This is a genomic window from Serratia sp. CY81684 (genome assembly GCF_052166595.1).
GTDB classification, from domain to species: Bacteria; Pseudomonadota; Gammaproteobacteria; order Enterobacterales; family Enterobacteriaceae; genus Serratia; species Serratia nematodiphila.
This window is the reverse complement of the sequence record NZ_JBJNOO010000001.1, coordinates 660,219-681,307: the sequence shown is the minus strand read 5'-3', so window position 1 is coordinate 681,307 and position 21,089 is coordinate 660,219. Positions and strand designations below refer to the sequence as shown.

17 protein-coding genes are annotated in these 21,089 nt (G+C 47.1%); all 17 read right to left on the bottom strand.

The features are described from left to right. Window positions 1-50 precede the first annotated feature (50 nt). The 17 genes from wcaJ to galU (ACJ8QF_RS03275) all read right to left on the bottom strand — a co-directional run bounded on the left by wcaJ (window position 51) and on the right by galU (ACJ8QF_RS03275) (window position 21,016). On the bottom strand, window positions 51-1,445 hold the full coding sequence (wcaJ, locus tag ACJ8QF_RS03355; RefSeq protein ID WP_049299854.1) for an undecaprenyl-phosphate glucose phosphotransferase: 1,395 nt from the start codon (window positions 1,443-1,445) through the stop codon (window positions 51-53). Between the two features lie 128 nt (window positions 1,446-1,573). Next, window positions 1,574-2,947, bottom strand: a complete 1,374-nt coding sequence (gene cpsG, locus ACJ8QF_RS03350) for a phosphomannomutase CpsG (RefSeq protein WP_275095639.1) — start codon at window positions 2,945-2,947, stop codon at window positions 1,574-1,576. 63 nt (window positions 2,948-3,010) lie between these two features. Next, window positions 3,011-4,426: a mannose-1-phosphate guanylyltransferase/mannose-6-phosphate isomerase gene (locus ACJ8QF_RS03345; RefSeq protein ID WP_028127955.1), complete on the bottom strand. Its 1,416-nt coding sequence runs from the start codon at window positions 4,424-4,426 to the stop codon at window positions 3,011-3,013. 71 nt (window positions 4,427-4,497) lie between these two features. Further along, window positions 4,498-5,562, bottom strand: a complete 1,065-nt coding sequence (locus ACJ8QF_RS03340; RefSeq protein ID WP_275095638.1) for a glycosyltransferase family 4 protein — start codon at window positions 5,560-5,562, stop codon at window positions 4,498-4,500. Then, complete coding sequence (locus ACJ8QF_RS03335; RefSeq protein ID WP_275095637.1) at window positions 5,559-6,620, bottom strand: glycosyltransferase family 4 protein; 1,062 nt, start codon at window positions 6,618-6,620, stop codon at window positions 5,559-5,561. The genes ACJ8QF_RS03340 and ACJ8QF_RS03335 overlap by 4 nt, the downstream gene beginning before the upstream one ends. Before the next feature lie 31 nt (window positions 6,621-6,651). After that, window positions 6,652-7,986: an O-antigen ligase family protein gene (locus tag ACJ8QF_RS03330; RefSeq protein WP_275095636.1), complete on the bottom strand. Its 1,335-nt coding sequence runs from the start codon at window positions 7,984-7,986 to the stop codon at window positions 6,652-6,654. Beyond that, window positions 7,986-9,125 carry a glycosyltransferase family 4 protein gene (locus ACJ8QF_RS03325; RefSeq protein WP_280630748.1) on the bottom strand — a complete coding sequence of 380 codons (1,140 nt, stop codon included), beginning with the start codon at window positions 9,123-9,125 and terminating at the stop codon, window positions 7,986-7,988. The genes ACJ8QF_RS03330 and ACJ8QF_RS03325 overlap by 1 nt, the downstream gene beginning before the upstream one ends. 28 nt (window positions 9,126-9,153) lie before the next feature. After that, the gene (locus ACJ8QF_RS03320) at window positions 9,154-10,170 is read right to left on the bottom strand and encodes a polysialyltransferase family glycosyltransferase (protein WP_280630749.1); all 1,017 of its coding nucleotides are present in this window, start codon (window positions 10,168-10,170) and stop codon (window positions 9,154-9,156) included. 47 nt (window positions 10,171-10,217) lie between these two features. Next, on the bottom strand, window positions 10,218-10,724 hold the full coding sequence (locus ACJ8QF_RS03315; protein WP_071525944.1) for an acyltransferase: 507 nt from the start codon (window positions 10,722-10,724) through the stop codon (window positions 10,218-10,220). Then, on the bottom strand, window positions 10,718-11,959 hold the full coding sequence (locus ACJ8QF_RS03310) for an oligosaccharide flippase family protein (RefSeq protein WP_089184394.1): 1,242 nt from the start codon (window positions 11,957-11,959) through the stop codon (window positions 10,718-10,720). Before ACJ8QF_RS03310 ends, ACJ8QF_RS03315 begins: the two co-directional genes overlap by 7 nt. After that, window positions 11,960-14,200 carry an N-acetylneuraminate synthase family protein gene (locus ACJ8QF_RS03305; RefSeq protein WP_442537257.1) on the bottom strand — a complete coding sequence of 747 codons (2,241 nt, stop codon included), beginning with the start codon at window positions 14,198-14,200 and terminating at the stop codon, window positions 11,960-11,962. It abuts the gene before it with no gap. 3 nt (window positions 14,201-14,203) lie between these two features. Next, window positions 14,204-14,893 (bottom strand): acylneuraminate cytidylyltransferase family protein, encoded by a 690-nt coding sequence (locus ACJ8QF_RS03300; protein WP_275095631.1) that lies wholly within the window; start codon window positions 14,891-14,893, stop codon window positions 14,204-14,206. An 87-nt stretch (window positions 14,894-14,980) separates the two neighbouring features. Continuing rightward, window positions 14,981-17,128 (bottom strand): tyrosine-protein kinase Wzc, encoded by a 2,148-nt coding sequence (wzc, locus tag ACJ8QF_RS03295; RefSeq protein WP_275095630.1) that lies wholly within the window; start codon window positions 17,126-17,128, stop codon window positions 14,981-14,983. Window positions 17,129-17,140: 12 nt separating this feature from the next. Then, window positions 17,141-17,575, bottom strand: coding sequence for an arsenate reductase/protein-tyrosine-phosphatase family protein (locus tag ACJ8QF_RS03290; protein ID WP_016928433.1), 435 nt, complete (start codon window positions 17,573-17,575; stop codon window positions 17,141-17,143). Between the two features lie 13 nt (window positions 17,576-17,588). Beyond that, window positions 17,589-18,725, bottom strand: a complete 1,137-nt coding sequence (locus ACJ8QF_RS03285) for a polysaccharide export protein (RefSeq protein ID WP_275095629.1) — start codon at window positions 18,723-18,725, stop codon at window positions 17,589-17,591. 447 nt (window positions 18,726-19,172) lie between these two features. After that, window positions 19,173-20,066, bottom strand: coding sequence for a UTP--glucose-1-phosphate uridylyltransferase GalU (gene galU / locus ACJ8QF_RS03280; RefSeq protein WP_049187369.1), 894 nt, complete (start codon window positions 20,064-20,066; stop codon window positions 19,173-19,175). 53 nt (window positions 20,067-20,119) lie between these two features. Beyond that, window positions 20,120-21,016, bottom strand: coding sequence for a UTP--glucose-1-phosphate uridylyltransferase GalU (galU, locus tag ACJ8QF_RS03275; protein ID WP_154870908.1), 897 nt, complete (start codon window positions 21,014-21,016; stop codon window positions 20,120-20,122). Window positions 21,017-21,089 lie beyond the last annotated feature (73 nt).

The following is a 21,089-nucleotide window of genomic DNA, read 5'->3' as shown; positions in this document are numbered from 1 at the left end:
CCAGAGATCAGGAAATCCGCATTTCCCGGGCGCGACGCTCGGAGAAAACCTCAGTACGCCGCTTTATTAATGAATCCTTTGAAAATGGTCAGGAAGACGATTTTAATGTCCAACCAAACGCTCCAGTTACGGATATAGTCCAAATCGAACTCAACGCGCTTTTGCATTTTTTCCAACGTATCCGTCTCGCCACGCCAACCGTTGATTTGGGCCCATCCCGTAATGCCTGGCTTCATTTTATGGCGCAGCATATAGCCGTTGATCAACTTTCTATACTGCTCATTATGTGCCACGGCATGCGGCCTTGGACCTACGATCGACATGTCGCCTTTCAATACATTGACAAACTGCGGCAGTTCATCCAGCGAGGTGCGCCGCAAGAAGGCGCCGACCGGTGTTAAACGCGAGTCCCCTTTTTTCGCTTGAACGACTTTATCGCCATCTTCCATCACGGTCATCGAACGGAACTTCCATACCTCGATAGCCTTACCATCCATGCCATAACGCCTTTGTTTGAAGATGATCGGACCGGTAGAGGTAAACTTAACCATACCGGCGATCAGCAGTAGAACCGGAGATATGAACAGCAGAATAAATATTGACAGAATGATGTCTTCAATACGCTTAATCACCTGATTAATCCCGCTCATCGGGGTATCAAACAATGAAACGACAGGGACGCCATTAATTTCTTCAGAACGCGACTGTAATATATTGAACGTAAAGATATCAGGAATCAGCATCACTGAGCAGGTCGTATCAGAAAGATCCGCAATCGTATCTTTGATCAATTTTTCCTGCTCCATCGACATTGCGATATATACCCGATCAATACGCCCACATTTTGCATCGCTGACGAGTTGAGACAAGTCGCCACAGCGCTCAATCTTGCTATTCAATGGAGAATTATCATTGTCGTAAATGCCCAACACTTTAAATCCCATCCAGTGAGCATCACGCAAAGACTCTGCCAGGCGAATGCCGACGGGCATCGCCCCCATGATGGCCACATTACGGGTATTGAAACCAATATTGCGCATGTATCCCAAGAGCAGCCGGATCACGCTGCGCGTAATGATCAAACCGCAGCACACCAACAGATACCATTGGATATAAATGGAATATTCGTTGTTGAACACATTTATCAACGCCACCGTGCCCGACGTCAACAGCAGGCTCAACGACCAGTTTTGCAAAATGAGCTGGATTTCCAGCCCCGCACGCACACCACGCCATGATCGATAAAAATCAGTGATACCACCAATCATTTGGAAGATGACGATCGAAATTAATACCATAATCCAGTGCTGCATGCTGAATGCGGCACCGGAGATTAAGCAGGATAAGTACAATCCGCTAAAGATAACGAAAATATCAGAGAAGCGCTGAAGCATTGAAGTAAGAGACGCATTAGTATGCAACACACCCCGACGGAAACCGTTCATAGATAACTGCCTATTAACTATCATAGTATAGATGCCTTTTGTTAGTTTTCTCTGGTACCTATATCACTCCGCAATGCTGGGCCGTATACCGCCCACCCAGCATTAGAATATAGCTTTAAAACCAGAGATCAGCTTCGAAGCAAGGCCAGTATTTCCTCTGTTTTCTTCTGCATCAGTGCAGGATTGGCTCGCGACTCGACGTTCAAACGCACCACCGGCTCAGTATTCGAGCTGCGTAAATTAAATCGCCAATCTGCAAATTCCAGACTAATGCCATCGGTCGTGTCAAATTCCAGCGCCGTAGGCCGATAGCGATTTAATACTCTTTCGATCGCGGCTTTTGGATTTTGCAGTTTGCTATTAATTTCACCCGATGCTGGATACGCGATCATACGATCCCCGACCAACTCCCCGAGCGTCTTGTTTTTAATGCACAGCAACTCAGCAACCAACAGCCATGGGATCATGCCGCTATCGCAATATGAAAAGTCGCGGAAGTAATGGTGGGCACTCATCTCGCCGCCGTATACGGCGTCTTCCAGGCGCATACGTTCTTTAATGAATGCATGGCCAGTTTTCGACATCACCGGCACTCCGCCCGCCTGCTTGACCACATCAATGGTGTTCCAGCTCAAGCGTGGGTCATGGATGATTTTCGCCCCGCCGTCTTTCTCCAGAAACGCCTCGGCCAGCAGGCCAACGATATAGTAACCTTCAATGAATCCACCGTTCTCATCGAACAAGAAGCAGCGATCGAAATCACCGTCAAACGCGATCCCCATATCCGCCTTATACTGGCGCACGGCTTGCGCCGTATCTTCCCGACATTCCGGCAGCAACGGGTTAGGGATCCCGTTGGGGAAATTGCCGTCAGGCTGGTGATGAACCTTGATAAACTCAACCGGCACCTGAAGCTGCTTGAAACGCGATTCGATAGCATCGATGACGTGACCGGCCGCGCCGTTACCGGAGTTGACCACCAGCTTCAACTGTTTGAAGTTAGCCGTATTCACATAGCCCAGCAGATGATCCACATACTCTTTTTCAATCGATATTTTTTCGTAGCTACCGCGCTTGGCCGGATCAACCGCAGCGAAGCTGTTATTTTCCGCCAGGCGCTGAATATCGCGCAAACCGGTATCACCGCTGATCGGCTTGGCTTGGCTGCGCACCAGCTTCATTCCATTGTAATTCATAGGATTATGGCTGGCCGTCACTTCGATGCCACCATCGAGACCTAAGTGGAAAGTGGCAAAATAGATTTCTTCAGTCCCACTGACGCCAATATCCAGAACATTAACCCCAGCATCGCGTAGCCCCTCAGCCAACGCGAGTTTTAGTTCCTCGCTGGTCAAACGAATGTCTCCCCCGACGACAACGCTTTGAGGTTGCAAAAACTCTCCATAGGCACGGCCGACACGATAGGCGATATCGCTGTTCAGTTCTTCACCTAGTTGCCCGCGAATGTCGTATGCTTTGAAACAAGTCAATGATTGAGACATATTGAGATCCTTACCAAATGTAAATACAGCGATGCGGCTCAAATATCCGCCGCACCAAAATTCTTAATTATGCTGAGCGGAATCGCCGATTCGCACGATATCGTCCTCGCCCAAATAGGCACCCGATTGAATCTCAATCAAATCCAACGGGATTTTTCCCGGGTTTTCGAGAGAATGTTCAACCCCAAGAGGGATATAAATGGATTCGTTTTCACTGATGAGTTGCATTTTTCCATTGGTATGCACTTTGGCGGTGCCTGACACCACTACCCAGTGTTCCGAGCGATGATGATGCATCTGCAAGGACAATTTCTCACCAGGCTTCACGGTAATGCGGCGAACCTGGAAGCGATCGCCTTGCGCAATCGCATCATGTTTGCCCCATGGACGATAAACCTCACGGTGCTGTTTGCTTTCGGAGCGCTTTTGCCGTTTCAGCTGATTGACGATTTCCTTCACGTCTTGCACTTTATCTTTATCGGCAATCAACACGGCGTCTTTGGTTTCAACCACAACCAGATTGTTCACCCCAACAGCGGCCACCAATTTATGCTCCGCGCGAATGTAGTTATTTGAACAGTTATGCTCAAGAACATCACCGAAAGTAGAGTTCCCTTTTGTGTCTTTTTCGCTGATTTCCCACAACGCAGACCATGATCCGACGTCATTCCACCCCGCGTCCAGAGGCACGACGACAGCATCTGCAGTCTGTTCCATCACGGCATAATCGACAGACTCATCCGGGCATGCGATGAAAGCGTTTCGATCAACGCGGATAAAGTCCATATCGGGGGTCAGATGCGCGAGCGACAGCTTACACGCGTCCAAAATATCTGGGCGGAAGCGACCCAATTCTTCCAGGTAACGGCTGGCTTTGAACAAGAACATACCGCTATTCCAGAGATATTCACCGCTGGTCAGATACTGCTGCGCAGTATCAAGATCAGGTTTTTCAACGAACCGTGAAACGCCGCAAATACTGGAACCGTCGATACTGGTACCTTTTTGAATATACCCATAGCCCGTTTCCGGGCCCGTCGGTACTATGCCGAAAGTAGCCAGTTTACCCGCTTCAGCATAAGGAATAGCCTGATTCACCGCGTCGCGGAAAATCTCTTCGTCCTGAATGACGTGATCCGCGGCCAATACCAACATCAGCGGATCGTCACCGCTGGAAACGGCCTGCAAAGCGGCGAGCGCAATCGCCGGCGCGGTATTACGCCCTACCGGCTCCAGAATAATATTATGTGACAAACGCGTTATTTGTCGTAGCTGTTCAGCCACGATAAAACGATGCTCTTCGTTACATATAACAAGAGGATCAATAATGTCTAACCCTTTAAGCCGCATGACCGTTGTTTGCAACATGGAAAACTCGTTGCACAGTGCTAAAAACTGTTTGGGAAATAACTCACGAGAAAGCGGCCACAGGCGACTTCCTGTTCCCCCAGCCATAATAACAGGATAAAGGTTACTCATTTTTACTCTCACCGATTAAATATAATAGGAAAAAAAAGTTATTTTCATTCCAAAAAACGTGGATGTATCGATTATCTGTAAAGACGGTAGGTATTGGATACCATTTTTTCTGAAGTGAAATTAGCATTGTAGAAATCGACACAGTCTGCTTTCATTGCACCCCAATCGCGCTTGTCGCGAGTACTCAGTATTTCAGCGGCCTCATCAGCTGCATTGGTCGTAAACAGATAGCCCGTAACACCTTCATTCACCACCTCCGGCAATGAACTGCAGCGGCTGGCGACCACAGGCAACCCATAGCTCTCTGCCTCAACGGCGACAAGGCCGAACGATTCCCAGCGGCTTGGCATCAACAACACATCCGCATAAGTGAAATAAGGAGCCATCGCTGAAGGCGTCAACCAGCCTTTAAAGTCCATTCGGACATGAGGCGCGGGTTGTTCTTTCGCATGCACATTGCCGCCGACGATCGTGATTAAAAATCTGTCATCCAGTTTATCGGCAATCTGCTGAACCAAATCAAATCCTTTTTGGTAATCAAAGCGGCCAACAAACAATATATTGATTTTATCTTGATAATAAGGGTTAGTCTCATCGGGCAACGCGACAGGAGGCTCTACGCCGTTATAAACCACGGTCAAATTACCCGGATCCATTCCGGCCATCAGTGCCGTTCTTTTCTCATATTCGCTGGTACAGATGATCACATCGGTATTCTTTTGCAGTACTTTCTCTATCTTGGCATAGACCTTTTTTCTCTTTTCTGATGTGTCCATCAGGAAAGAAAAAGCGTGTGGGCAATAAATAATTTTGGGTTTGCACGTCATTCTTACCAATGGCGTTAACAACCGGCAAACAACCCCTGCAAAAGTACTGTGGACGTGAATGACATCCGGTTTTTCTTTACGCACTAACTGGATATAGTTAATAGCCAAAGAGATAAATGAAGGGATATTTCTCCCGGAGCGCGAAAACACCTTCATTTTTTCATCAGGGAAAGCCCCGATCTCGCGGTATTGGCTATCGGGCAACACACAGTAAAAATCAAATTCATCATTTTGCTGTACAAGTTGTCTAATTACCGTAGCGACGCCACCTTTCACTGTTTCGGCAACATGCAGCACTTTTTTTTTCATTGCATAGCTCTCGTCATTATCTCGCTCAACGCTGAAGCCGAACGCATCCAATCGAAACGTTTGACATTCTCAAAACCCTCAGCGATTAAAGTTTGGCGCAACGCTTCATCCTGTATAATCCGCTCCAGTGCCTGTTGCATTTCCGGGATATTCTCCGGCTCAAAGTACAATGCACTCTGCAACAACACCTCGGGCAAAGAAGCGCGATTGGACGATACTACCGCGCAGCCACAGGCCTGTGCTTCTAACGGAGGAATGCCAAACCCTTCATATAAAGAAGGAAACACAAAGGCACGAGCATGAGAATAGAGTTCGACAAGCTGTTGATCGCTCACTCGCCCCAAAAACTGTATGTTATCGTTCGCCGCAGCTTCTTTTGTCGAAAACCCCACATCCGCGAAGTTCTTATTGGCGGCTCCAATAATTTTCAGTGTTACATCCTGGCTGTTTGCCATTTTAGAGAAAGCGGCAATCAGACCATGAAAGTTTTTGTGATAATTTGGAGACGAAACAGCCAATAAATAGGGGCGCTCTGTATCGGATACTGGCGCAGCGGGTTTAAACTGCTCAGAGACCGCATTATAGATTACGTAAATATTGTTTAATGGGTAGTCAAACGCCTGGCTAATTTCTTTTTTAGAAAACTCACTAACCGTGATCAACGCCTTACTGTGACGTAGCATCAGAGGGACTAGATTATTATAAACGAAACGAAATTTTGCAGAGTAACTTTGCGGATAGCGTTTATATATAATGTCGTGATGAGTAACAATTTTATTACAATAAAAGATCGGTGCCGTGTTACAAAGGTTAATGAGAAGCGGACTTTTATTTTTCCTTAAAAAAGCAGGAAGCTCCAACTGCTCCCAAAAGTGGCCACTTTTCTTACCCACTACCTGAACATTCAATTGCGACGCGATATCGTGATGAATAATATTAGGTGGCGATACAAAAATGACATCATGCCTAATTTTACTCAGCGCAAGACATATTTCTTGAGCAAACCGCTGAACACCTGTCAAATCCTGCGTTAAAAATCGCGCATTGACATAGATCATTAATTACCTCGTAACTTTAAATAATATCGCGTCAATGTAGCGATTGAATATAGTCTGCATTCTTCTTTGACCGACTCACGGCCCCCGTCTCGGGCGTTCTAATCGACAATAACAAGATTGAGATAATGATTGGGAATATGTAGCCTGGATAGTTTGTCAACGGATTATTATAAACAAAGTTCATCGATAGCGAGATCATCCAGTATAGGTAAATACTGGGGTTAAGGCCAAGACGAGTACGTTGATAAAGAATGCCAAGAATAACCGACGCAACGATAACAAGAATAATAATGCCGACATTCCCGTAATTCGACAACATGTAGATATACATACTGTCAAGCGGGATTGAGTTCGTATTATCATCACCAATCACTGCGTTGCCATTCACAGCATACCCAGCACCGATAAATGGCGAATATTCACTGTCAGCTCGCACGGCCTCTATATTGACTGTACGAAGTAAAATGCTGTTCTCCGCGTAAGCATTCTCCTTCGGAAATATCATCTCATAAATACTGTAATTGGTTGTTGTAATATAAAAGAACAGTGACAAGACCATCGTTACCATGGTAACTGAGTTCAAGCTAAAACGTTGAGAGAAAAAGCGTCTCAACATCAGGAACATGATATAAAGCAGCGCCATAATGATCGCCGTTTTCGATGTTGAAAATGCGATCCCTACCATAGTGAGAAGAATATACTTTTTGCGATGTTTTACGCTTACATAAGGCGATAACACCAGTGCAAAGAACAGATATTCACTGAGGCTGAATGGCCCGGTGAGCAAACCAAAAGCACGTAATTGACCTTGGATAGTGCGCAGCAGAAGACCATATTCTTTACCAAACTGTGTCAACTGTGGGCCTGGGTCAAAACCGATTAGCGCATAAAGCAGGCCTGCCAAGCTGGACTCGGCGACTGCAAAAAGCGCATTCAATACGGCAAAGAAAATATAGTACTTGATGATTTTATTAACAATTTCGACACGTTCATTATATTCGAAAAGAAGTAAAACAGCCGCGAAGAAAAAAGAACCGAATGTAAGCAACTCTAAGCGAAACTGAACTATAGAACGGAAGAAATCAAATCTTCCGGCAATCATACTAAAAAGAATATAAACTAACGAGAAGACTACCATTGACAAGAAAAAGACCAATACGCTTCTACACTGTTTTGATACGGTAGGATTACGCGCAAAAAGTAGTATTAGTACGAAAACTGGAACTGCCATGGCAAAAAAGTCTTTATATAACAAAAGTGCCCTGGTCGACATATACGCAGCGACGGTCACGACGCCGTTCAATGAGAGCAATGCCATGTACGTCAGCAAAAGAAAAACAACCAGCGACTTTGTCGATACTCTCATTATGATCCTCTATACATACTCTCATAGGCATCGGTTATTTTTTCCAGTTCAAAAAACGAACGACGCGATTTATTGTTATTTTCTCTAACGACGCTTACCACACTAGCGACAGAAAAATCTTTTAGCTCGAAAATGTTATCGTAAAAAGCGGCGATTTCAGCCACTCCACCATTGAAAGACGTATACACAACCTTACCAGAGATGGCTGATTCCGCAACTGTCCGCCCAAAGGGTTCATTCCACCGCGTCGGTAAAACAACGGCGTCAATCTGCGTCATAAACTCTTCAATCTTGATAAAGCCAAGCAAATGAATGCCTGCTTCCAACGCCAACCCCTTCAACTTCTCGCCAGAAGCGTCACCGTTGAATCTGCCGGCGGCGTAGAATGCAACCTGAGGATCGCCGCTGGCCTGTTTTGCCAGAGCACAAAACTCATCAAACCCTTTGTCTTCGGTGAGACGACCGACAAAACCGATCCTGACCTTTTCGCTGACGGTCGGTACGTAGTCTATCGCCGCGACAGGATTGTAGATATGCGTATGCACCGCGTTGCGAGCAAATCCATTTCCCTGATGCAAGGCGGAAATATATTTACTTATACCAACAAAAGCATCCACGCGCTGACTGGCTTTTTTCTTTAAATAAGAGGTGATGCGCACTGCAGGCGACTGTACATCCATATTTTGGCCATGTTTAAACAACGTGCCATTGGGGTGGAATAGATAATAATCGCGAGTCGTATGCACCACGCGCGCCCCCAGCTTCTTGGCCACTCGCCACGCAGCAACGGAAAACCCGCTGAGGTTGTTGGTATGCACCACATCCGGAGAAAACTTGCGTAGTTCGTTGCGCATGGCTCGGGCCATAAATGGATTATAAGAATCGAGTAGGTGCCACACCGCTTTTTTTAATTTGCTTGCAGCTGATGCCTTGAACGGCCAGTACACATTCTTGAGAGGTAAATAGGTAATATGCACACCATTAAGTGTGTCATACTTTACCTCATCAAGTTCATGAAGACAAAATACACCAACCTCATGCCCGGCCCGTTGCAAACTTTCAGCCAATAGTTGGACTGATACCTCAGCACCACCTATTTTATAAGGAGCATAAAGCGTGTTAATTAAAGCAATCCTCATTCCCATCACCAAAATATAATTTATAAGGTTAAAGCTTGTTTTTAATCAGCGTAATGTCCGCGTTTTCATAACTCTCATAGTTTTTATAAATTGCGCCGACGAATCCGATCCACTCTGGCGACAAAACTTTCTCATCGAGAACATAAGCGGTTATTTTTATTTTTTCATCGTATATCTTCACAAGATTATCATACAATGATGAATAAAAACCGGCTATAGACCTGACGTTCTCCCCAGCCACAATCGGATAAACCTCAAAGGGAAAATCCAAGCGACGAACCTCTACATGCTTTCTGATTTCCTCTATTTTCTCTTCACGTTCGCGGCGATGAGGAATATAAACCAGTTCGGCATCAGTCTGGTTTGACTTTAAATCGCTTATCATTTTAAGCGTCAAATCAATATCATCAACAGACGTTACCCCCGCCTCAAAAAGCGGCGTGCCTATGATGAAGACTCTGTTCTTGCCATCAGGAAGGCTGGCCAGTTTAGCCTTAAAGTTTTGGTAACTGTGTTTAATGACCACATCGCGTTTTGAAACATTGCCTTCAATGTCATACACAGAGAAAAAGGTTATTTTTTCGCGCTCATTATTGATCATGCCAAGTGACTTAAGGAAAACCGACTTTACGATGCTCCGAGTAGTGACATTATTGTAACGTTTAATTCTGAGCGTTGCCGTACCGTCATCCAGTAGAACTACATCCCTTTTTGGGTACTTATGCGCCAAAGTCCAAAAAACCCTGGCGCGGTACTCACCGGCAATCAAAGTGACAGTTTCCTTCGCACTCACTACTGAAGTCGCGCTCTTCAATTGCCGCTTAATGTAAAAAGCATTGCCCAAATTCCCCTCAGCATCAATGGTTTTCAAGGAGCGATGCTTAATCATCTTCAGCAGATACACGATCTGACCATGATTCAACGCGGAATTGGCCGAGCGTTTATTGACAATCAGCAGATCGAGCATGATGCCATTCGCATCAAGATATTCAATGAGATTAAAAGCCTGAAGCGGTGACTCGATATACGCAATGTACTTACTCATATTTCTAATATCCGATTAAGCTACGGGCATGAATGTTTAGTTGCCGTTCAATGGAATTTGCCTTCAGCTTTAAGCTGCAGATAATGAGCAACATCACGTTGCGAAAAGGGTTTGGCAGGATGGCCACCGGCTATAGCGTAAGGCTCTATATTTTTAACCACCACGCTGCCGGCTTGGATAATCGCCCCCTCACCAATGCTGACGCCAGGAAGAACAATGACATTGATTCCTAACCACACATTATCTCCTATGTGCGTGTCCTTCAGCACATAAGTATTATCGTAGGGAATAGCGTTTCCATGATGATTATGATTTTCTGTAATTAGCACACAGCCGAAACCACAATGGAAATTATCACCAATAACAACCCTGCCCTTGCCGACCACCGTCAAGCCATTAGAGTTGAAGTTGTTGCCAAGCCGGGTTTTGTTATTAACCACAGTTAAAAAATTGACTTTCGGATCGCGGCCGCAGCTTTCAGCCACTCTGATAACTTTTGAGCGATAACGCTGCTTACGTAAGTTTCGCAACCATCGTTTAAGACTTGCTAGCATCTTTTCCTCTCAATGCTGATCTGTCGCTTGCCACAATAAAAAGTCACTGCACATGCATAAAAACTGGAAATTGCATAAACCAGGCAGAAATACTCAACTTTTATTTCCGTCATGGTGATGACAAAGATACCAATCAAATGCGTAATCATCGAGCCCATAGTAATAATCGATATTAATTTATTTTTACGATAGTAAAACAGTGAGTGCGTAAAAATATAATAAATCGATAAAAATGCAGTCCCAGGCAAAAGTATGTTGAAGTAATAAATTGCGCTATTGAATTCAGCATTAAATAAATATGGAAAAGCAAACGGCAGAATAAAGAAATAAATAACACATGAGACAATAACCAGAGCCGTGTATCCATATTGAATAAGCTCCACGCCTCGAAAATCGTTCGCTTTAAGTTTGCGGTAAATAAATGGCTGGAACGCCTGATTGATTACACCAAAAAAAAGCATAACGATGGAGGTTAGCTGGAATGCCAAGCCATAAACCCCCACAACAGCAGTGCTCATGTAATGAGCGATAAAGAAACGATCTACCGATGACTTAATCCAATAACTACCGTGATGCGGTAATAAGGATACTCCATAGCTAATGATTTCCTTATAACGTTTACGCGACGGCTCGAGCTCGCTGCGTTTAACCGCTCTCTTCCGGTAGACAAAGAACTCATAGGCTAACTGAATGCTGAAAAATGATGCCGCGATCGCTATCAAACGTTGTCCTGGCGTCGCCGCTATCATTTCAAAAAGGGCGATCGTGAACAAAACATTGAATGCGGAAAGCAAAAATTGACCGATAGCCGCAACTTTATAGGTCTGACTAATGCGCAAATGCGATAAATTGATAAAGTTCAGCGCTTGTGCCAGAGAAGCTAAAACAACCAGAAAACCATCACTGAAAGAAACTGAGATCTTGGTGACCAGTGTGACTATGTAGAATATAGCCACCAATAGCACGCTCGACGCGACAGCCAAGGTGATGTTATCTCTGCGGAACACCAGGGAGCTCCCTTCCCCCTCCTGCATATATTTGACCGGCAACAAACCTTGACCACTGAACGAAATGAAAATGATCAAGATCTGAATAACGGACAAATACAGAGTCAGCGCGCCGTACCCCGACGCGCCAAGGTGTGCTGTCAAATAAGGCAATATGATGAAGCCGATGACTTTGCCGAGAATATCCCCTATCGACAAAGCCGCAGCCCCCATAATGGCTTTACTCATTTACAGATACTTTTCCAGGAAGTTAAGCGCATGCCAGAACCCTTCCCCTTGGTTTTTGTGCCCCTGCCACACTTCCGGAATAAATTGCGCGCCCGGCGCATAGCGGCGCAGATCATCCGCCAACTCGTCAAAGTTCACATCACCTTTACCGATCTGAACCCCTTCACCATCCACACCCAATGCATCAACAATATGCATGTGCGCGGTATAAGGGCCGACTTTCTGGGTGAAGTCATGAAGATCCCATTGGTAATAATTGCAAGCCATCATGGAGTGCGACGTGTCATAGCAAATACGATAGCCGTATTTTTCACAGAACGCTTTAATCTCTTCCGGATCGACAAAGAGGTTGTGGTAGCTCTGGCCACCAAAGTGCCATGGGAATGGAGGCATCGTTTGGATGATAATTTCAACGCCTTCTTGATTGATCTCCCCCAAAGCGGCACCAATACGTTCGTACATCGCCTGACGCGACTCTTTCGGCAAGAAACCAGTGGTATTGAAACCACCCGCATTCACCACGATGACCGGACGCTCAGTTTTCGGGAAATACTGCTTTAATGCGCGAGTCACATCACAGACACGCTGCAACTGTTTGATCGAATGGGCAAGATAAGCAGGATCATCGGTTGCCAGGTCCAAAATATGATCGTTGGCGAACAACTCTGGGCTATGTACCGCAAAACCGATATCTTCAGCGCCGGAGAAAAATTCGGTCAAATCCAGCTCCATGTCCTGATAGCTCAGGTGGAATTCGACGAAATCCAGGTTGGATTTATTCTTCAGCTTGCCGTAATCATGATAGCGCACAGGAATGCCGAACGGACGATTGAAGTCATAGTCCTTAGCCTCTATCGCTACATCATTCAGATCTGACTCGTAGAAGTAACCGCCTTTTTCGTGGTCACGATTGGCTTTCTTGCCGACCAATTGCTCCAGATACAGAGGCTGCAGACCCTGGCCCGGGCTCTTCACCTCTACCATCTCGCGGGTAATGATTTCACCTTTTTTCAGATCGCGATTGATAATCAAACTCTTCGCCAGAGTTTCGCGATTGATCATTTCCCCTTGGGTGATAGTTCGCTCGCCGGCATTGCCCATGGACTCTTCAACTTCGCGGATGCGCACAACCATCTCTTTGAACTCAGGTGGTAAAAGAGACACTTTATGGTCATTGCCTTCCATAGATTTGTCGATGGTGAAGTGTTTCTCGATCACGCGTGCGCCCAAGGCAGTAACGGCGATCGGCACGGAAATACCGCGCTCATGGCCGGAATAGCCCACCAGGCAACCCGTTACCTGCTGCAGACGCTTGATATAGGCCAGGTTGACGTCTTTAAACGGCGTCGGATACGTTGAGTTGCAATGCAGAATCACAAACTCGGCGCCTTTGGATTTCAAAAAATCAACCGAGCTTTTGATTTCCGCTTCGCTGCACATGCCGGTAGAACAAATCAGCGGTTTGCCTGTAGCAGCCAGCGCGGCCAACATTTCGTGGTTGGTGAAGTCGGCGGAAGCGACCTTATAACCTTCCATACCGTAGTTTTCCAGTACTTCAAGGCTCTTCAGATCCCAAGGGGTACATAGCGGGGTCAACCCCTTCTCCTTGCAGTAATCGAACACTTCGATCAGTTCTTCATTGCTCAACTGGAATTTTCTTAGCAAATCCAGCGTGTACTGCGCGCCCAGATCGGCTGATTTGTCTTTATCGTTGCCGCCCTTATATAGCGAGCTCAGGTCACGCATTTGGAATTTAACGCAATCGGCCCCCGCGTCAACCGCCAGGTCAACCAGATGCTTAGCCAACTTGATATCGCCATTATGGTTGTTGCCAATTTCAGCAATAATGTAAGTCGGCGAAGTTTCAGTGATGGTATGCTTGCCGATCGTCAGGCCTTTTTCGCTTTGCAGCGCCACAGCGACCAGACGCCGATAGTCATCAACCAGCGGCAATACGTCAACGCCATTCGTAAACAGTGAGTCAATCTCGTTACGTGGCGCGTCCACTTTTTTATAGCGGACGTTCTGGTTCATGACTTCTGACATTTCGCGACTCAGATCGAAATCACCATTAGTGATCCAGCGGCGGAAATCACCGTCAGAAAAAGAGCCGCACAGCTTGCCGTCTTCAGTGACAACAAAAATGATTCGCTTTTTGTTCGAGTTGATTTTTTCTAATGCTTTAATGATTGATTCTGTTTCAAACACTAAAAAATCAGATATCTTTTTCTGGATTAACATGAATTATCTCCCACTCCAATTTTTCAAAATTACTTCAACAACCGCCCAATCCAGCAGGGTGTCAATTTCAAAGCTTTCCTCTTCAGACATCTTATGCGCAATGACTTTACCGCCAAGACGATTACCGGTGCTGAGGAGAATGTCACTTCTCGTAACGTAAATAGAACCGTTTTCTTTGAGTTTGATATTTTCAGGCTTAATATCTTGCCGACGCGGACGGTTTAAATAATCGTAATAAGCTTTCGGATTGTCTTCGTTTTCCCACAGGAAATGCCAAAACTCACATACACTCAGTAATGAATCGGCTTTTTTATCGATAATCTTTTTGATTGCAGAATCAATCGCATCATCTTTACGTACGGGAGAGGTTGCCTGCAGCAAGACGGTATAGTCTGGATGGTAATTCTCGTGTTCAGCCAACCATTCCAGGGTATGCAAAAGTGCAGGTTCCGTCGCGGCGGTATCGTTCGCGAGATGAGCAGGGCGCATGAACGGCACTTCTGCGCCATATTCCCTGGCTACAGCAGCAATATCCTCACAATCTGTTGAAACAATAACGCGCTCAATACTCGAAGAATTTAGTGCCTGCTCTATGCTCCAGGCAATTAATGGCTTACCTGCAATTTCTTTAATATTTTTCTTGGGAATACCCTTAGACCCACCCCTTGCCGGAATAATTGCAAGATTACTCATTTATTCTCTCCGAAATTGGATTTTACTAATTACTTTGAATGAATCAGAAAGCTCCTCATTACGAGGAGCTTTTACTTAGAAGGGGATTTATTTATACTCGTAAGCGTAGTAGCCGTAGGCGCTACCCGATTTATTTTCTACGGCGTTAAGGATAATACCTTTAATTTCCATACCGTTTTGCTCGAAGCGACGAATACTCACTTCGATCTCTTTCAGCGAGTTCACGCCATAACGCGCGACCAACAAGGTAGTGCCTACATTGCGTGCGACAATCGCGGCATCCGTCACCGCCAGGATCGGCGGGGTATCGACCAGAACGATGTCATACTCTTTGCCCGCCCATTCCAGGAATTCCGTCAGGCGGTTGTGCATCAACAGCTCTGACGGGTTCGGTGGGATCTTGCCACGCGAGATAAAGCTAAGATTCTCAATCGAGGTCTTTTTGACCGCTTGCTGCGCTGTCGCCTGTCCTGACAATACATCGGACAGCCCTACGCCCAATTCACAGTTTAACAATGAGTGGGCGTAGCCTTTACGCATATCGGCGTCCACGACCAGAATACGTTGCCCCGCCTGAGCGATAACGGCTGCCAAGTTGATACTGACAAATGTTTTACCGATGCTTGGGCTGGCGCCCGAAATCATTAGAACGTTATTTTTGGCCTCCAAGGAGGCAAAATGCAGGCTGGTACGCAGGCTTCTGACGGCTTCGATCGCCAGATCGGCCGGATTGCCCACGGCAAGCAGGGTGTAACTCCTGTTGCTGTTGCGCTTGCCGGACAGCATGGTTTCACGGTCGCTTTTTTGCTGCCATTCAGACAGCGGAATACTGGCGTAAACGTTGATCCCTTGCTGTTCCAGCTGTTCCGGGCTTTCGATGCCACGATGCAGCATGGTTTTAAGCAGCACAAAACCCGTCGAGAACAAGCCACCAAGCAACGTGACTATCAGTACGATAATGGTTTTTTGCGGTTTAACCGGACGAGGCTGCGTAACGGCAGGATCCACGATTCGCACGTTACCAACCGTGCTCGCTTTAGTAATCCCCAGCTCTTGCTGTTTATTCAGCAACTGCATGTAAATCTCTTGCCCGGCCTGCACATCACGGGTCAAGCGCAAAATTTCCTGCTGGGTTTTCGGCATGACGCTGACACGCTTGTTCAGCTTGTCTTTTTCTTGCTGCAGCGTAGCGCGTTTTTCCATCAGTGCGCGATAAGCGGGGTGTTCTTTGGTATAAAGTTTGGAGATTTCCGCTTCTTTAAACGTTAGCTCATTCAGTTGAGCCTCAACCCCCACAATCGTATCAAGAACAGACTTCGCTTCAAGTGACAGATCGACAGAGTCATTCGCCTGACGGAAACGGTTGAGCTTATCTTCGGCGCTATCCAGCGAACTGCGAACTTCCGGCAGTTGTTCTTTCAGGAAATCTAGGCTTCTAGCGGCCTCTTCCGATTTACGTTCAACGTTCTGCAACAGATAATTTTTGCTGATGCTGTCAAGAATGTTTCGCACTAATATCGGATCGTCACCGGTCAAGCTCAACGCCAAAACGCCGGTATCTTTGCCTTTGTCTTCAACGGTCAATGCATCCAACAGATTATTGGTCGCAACCAGTCGCGCCAACTTGGCGACTTCAAATACGGTACCTGGCTCCGCTGAAATATCGCTTACCAGCAAGGAAACTCCATGGCCACTTTCCAGCGCACCGACTTTCCCTTTGATAATCTCGGTGCCGTTATTGCTCAACACATAATTCTTTGCGTCGATCACCGTCAATTCCAGCTCAAGATCGTCTGAGTTGGCTGGCACATTGAGGCGGGACAACGCAATTTTGGCAGGTTCGGTTCCCGTCAAGCGGGCCCAGCCGCGACCAAATATCGGGAAGTATTTTTGCTGCACCACCGTTTCAAGATTCAGATCATCGACAGTCTTGCCCGTCACCATGCGTGACTTTATCAGCTCGATCTCCGTGGAAGAGCCCGGTTGACTGTTCGGCAGCATTTGGGATAGGTCGTTGACCAACGAGTTACCGACGTTTTGTTCAACTTGAACCATCGCGTCAGCTTGATATATCGGAGTCGCGAACAGTGAATAAATGATACCGGCAACAGAGAATAACGCAGTAATCCCGATGATTAGCCAACGGTGATCAATTAAAGTTCCCAACAAACGACTTAGATCAATCTCATCATGATTATTGGCTGTTGATAAGCCTGGTTTCGTATTATCAGTCATTGTAATCTCTGGTTAACGATTTAATGCCTGGGCCCATTTTTGGGCTGCATCATCAAGAAGGCGGTAAACAAACTCAAACGCTTCAGCGCTCTTTCTGTAGGGATCGGGAATTTCTTTCTGTCCCAACCAATGGGCGAAAAGCATGGTTTTGCCTCTGACCTCCGGAGCCAAACGGCAAACGGCATCGATATGCCCTTTCTCCATAACCAGAATCAATGAATATTCCCGGCACATTTCTTTCGTCAACTGTCTGGCTTCATGGCCCTCTAACGACAGCTGATGTTTTTCCGCAATGGAAATAGCGCTCTTGTCCGCAGTTTTGCCAACCAAGGCGCCGATGCCTGCGGAAGCGATCTCTTTTTCCGGCAGATGCCGCTTCAAGAGACGCTCCCCCGTGGGGGAGCGGCAAATATTACCTACGCAGACAACCAAGATAGAATCAAACATGGCTACCCCCCTACTACGGCCAGTTGCGGATACGCAGTGAGCCTTCCGTGAGATTGTTGAAGCTATCGATGGTTGGTGCCAACTGAACGATCAGACGGTTCCAACGCGCGATTGGCGCTGCCGTCACGTAAACAATGTCATACGGTTGCAGATGGAATTCAGCCCCCATCACCAATGCTGTCGCATCAGACATATTGAGCTGATAAATATTAGCCAACTTGTCGCCCTGCGTTCCGTGCAATGGCCGGATAACGAACACGCCGGTCGCATCAGCCGCAGCCTGGCTTATCCCTTGAGAATTCCCCAACGCTTCCGTCAACGTCATGCCGCTACGATCCATTTTAAGCGTCGCAGGGGTCTTAACTTCACCCATAACAAACACTTTAAGATCGTCGTTGCGCGGAATATACAGAATATCCCCCGGATAGAGCAGGCGGTTTTGGGTCAGATCGCCATTCTGCATCAGTTTTTGCAGCGACAGACTCTGCTCTTTTCCGTTGTGCGTAAGAACGATGTTGCGCCAGTCGGCATTTTCAGTCAGACCGCCCGCGGCGTTAATCGCATCCATCACAGTTAAAGGTACGTTGGTGATAGGCTGCTGTCCGGATTTGGTAACTTCACCCGTCACGTAAGCTTTTTGCGAGCGGAAAGCGGCAATATTGACGTCAACCTGCGGGCTTTCGATGTACTGAGCCAAACGGGAGGCGATTTGATCGCGGATTTGGGTAACGGTTTTACCTACCACGTTTACCTTACCGATATAAGGATAGAAGATCGTGCCGTCGGAGTGTACCCAGTTGCCTGTGTCGCTGGCGCTGCGGTATTGCCCCGCAGGCGTGGTCAGCTCAGGGTGATCCCAGACGGTAACGTTAAGGACGTCGCCGATCCCGATCCGGTACTCATACGTACGCAACGAGGCATCCAGCTGCGCATTCGACTGAGCAACCACCTGTGTCGGACGCATCGAGTCCAACAGTTTCGGTGTCATAGGGTAAATGTTGACCAGTTTATCGATATCGAAGTCAGCATCTTCTTGTTTTACGACGTCTTTTCCGCTGGTCGATAAATGGGTTCCAGGAAACACAGTGCATCCACTGATTACGCTAATCGATATCAATAGTGATATCACTTTCAATTGTCGTTTTGCCATCAAATTATCATCACTTTCAAGTAAATGTATCTGCAAAGCTACTATGCGCGCCAACCGTGGCAGCGTCTCTGTAACCTTATCAAACCGTCTGTCGCTTGCTGCGCCGTCTTAAAACATGGGCTCTGTTTGCAATTATCGAGAACGTTTATCTGCCGTTGATAAGAGCAAAGCTATTATGAGCAGGATAAATAAACTGGGATGCCCGGCACCGGTAAAAATCAGTGCGGAGGCGAGTTTAAGCTTTAATTTTTATTGATAACAGCGACTTGTCATAAGCACACGGCTATACCGCATAAAACTCTCTCGCCATAGCAACTCGGATAATCGCAGTAAAATGTATACTAATATAAAAAATGGGACAGTGAAATTCCCCAAAATTCAACAACTATTCTAGCTTCTCCCGCCATGATGGCAACGGCCCTCATCGAGAGAAGCGAGAAGTTTTACTCAAAGCGACAGCTGTTCAGCCCATTCACGGAAAGCTTTGCCTTGGGTTGGGTGACGCAACCCATAAGTGACAAAAGCGCGAAGGTAACCCAGTTTTTCACCGCAGTTGAACGATTCACCCACCAGCTCTGTCGCCTCAACCGGTTTGCGTTTCAACAATTCTGCAATCGCATCGGTCAGTTGAATACGCCCCCAGGCTCCCGGTTCCGTGGTCTCCAGCAGCGGCCAAATATCGGCGGACAAGACATAGCGCCCTACCGCAGAGTAGTTGGATTCCAACTTGGTTTCCGGTGCCGGTTTTTCAATAATCGATGTGATACGGGCACTTTCGCCAGGTTTCAGATTGCTGGCCTCACACTCAACCACGGAATAATCATGCAGCACGTGTTCGTCTGCCTTTTGCACCAAAACCTGGCTAAGACCGGTCTGCTCAAAGCGCGCAATCATGTGTGACAGGTTGTCTTTCTTCAAATCGGCCTTTGCGTCATCCAGCAAGATGTCCGGCAACAGAACGACAAATGGAGAATCACCGACCAACGGTTTAGCGCAGAGAACGGCATGTCCCAGTCCTTTTGGCTGCCCTTGGCGAATGTGCATCAGCGTCACGCCTTTTGGCGTTATCGACTGTACCTCATCCAGCAGTTGCCGTTTCACGCGTGCCTCCAGCATCGCCTCCAGCTCGAATGAGGTATCGAAATGGTTTTCAATGGCATTCTTGGACGAATGCGTCACCAGGATGATCTCTTTAATCCCCGCCGCGACGCATTCGTTGACAATATATTGAATCAACGGTTTATCAACGATTGGCAACATCTCTTTCGGAATCGCTTTGGTCGCCGGCAGCATACGCATGCCCAATCCGGCAACGGGAATAACCGCTTTCAACTTCGTCATGGTAGACCTCATTCAATCTCGTGATCGCTTTCAGCCGCAGTGGCGACAGCCTGTTACTTTCCCAACGTCTGCTTCAACCAGCGGGTGAAGTTTTCGCCTTCGGAACCGTGACGCACCCCATACTGCACAAACGCCTTCATATAGCCAAGCTTGTCACCGCAATCATGGGACTTACCGCTCATATGGAACGCTTCCACCGTTTGTTCATCCATCAGCATCGCAATCGCATCGGTCAGTTGAATCTCATCACCCGCGCCGGGAGGGGTTTTCTCAAGTAGCGGCCAAATATCGGCGGCAAGCACATACCGGCCGACGACGGCCAGGTTGGAAGGGGCATCCTCGCGAGCCGGCTTCTCAACCACCGCCGTCATCGGTGCGCTTTCTCCCGCTGCGATCGTCGCGCCTGCGCAATCTACCACACCGTATTTGGACACATCTTGTTCCGGAACAGGTTCAACCATGATTTGGCTGTAACCCGTATCGCCAAAACGTTGGATCATTTTAGCCAGATTTTCTTTGCGCAGATCCGCCGTAGAATCATCCAGCAAAACATCCGGAAGCAGCACCACGAAAGGAGAATCACCTACCATAGGTTTGGCACACAGCACCGCATGCCCCAACCCTTTCGCCTGTCCCTGACGCACCTGCATCACGGTAACGTCCGGCGGACAAATGCTTTGCACTTCAGCCAGGAGCTGGCGCTTCACACGCGCTTCAAGCATCGCCTCCAGCTCAAACGAAGTGTCAAAATGGTTTTCAATCGCATTCTTTGATGAATGCGTGACCAATACGATATCTTTAATCCCCGCCGCCACGCATTCAGCAACAATGTACTGGATTAAGGGCTTATCGACCACGGGCAACATTTCTTTAGGGATAGCCTTGGTCGCCGGCAACATACGGGTTCCCAAGCCCGCAACAGGGATCACTGCCTTAAGTCTTGTTTGCATTTTCATTCCAATTCATCGTAGCGCTGCATTCATCTGTGCAGCGTGAACAAGAGGATTCAATCGGGCACGCTAC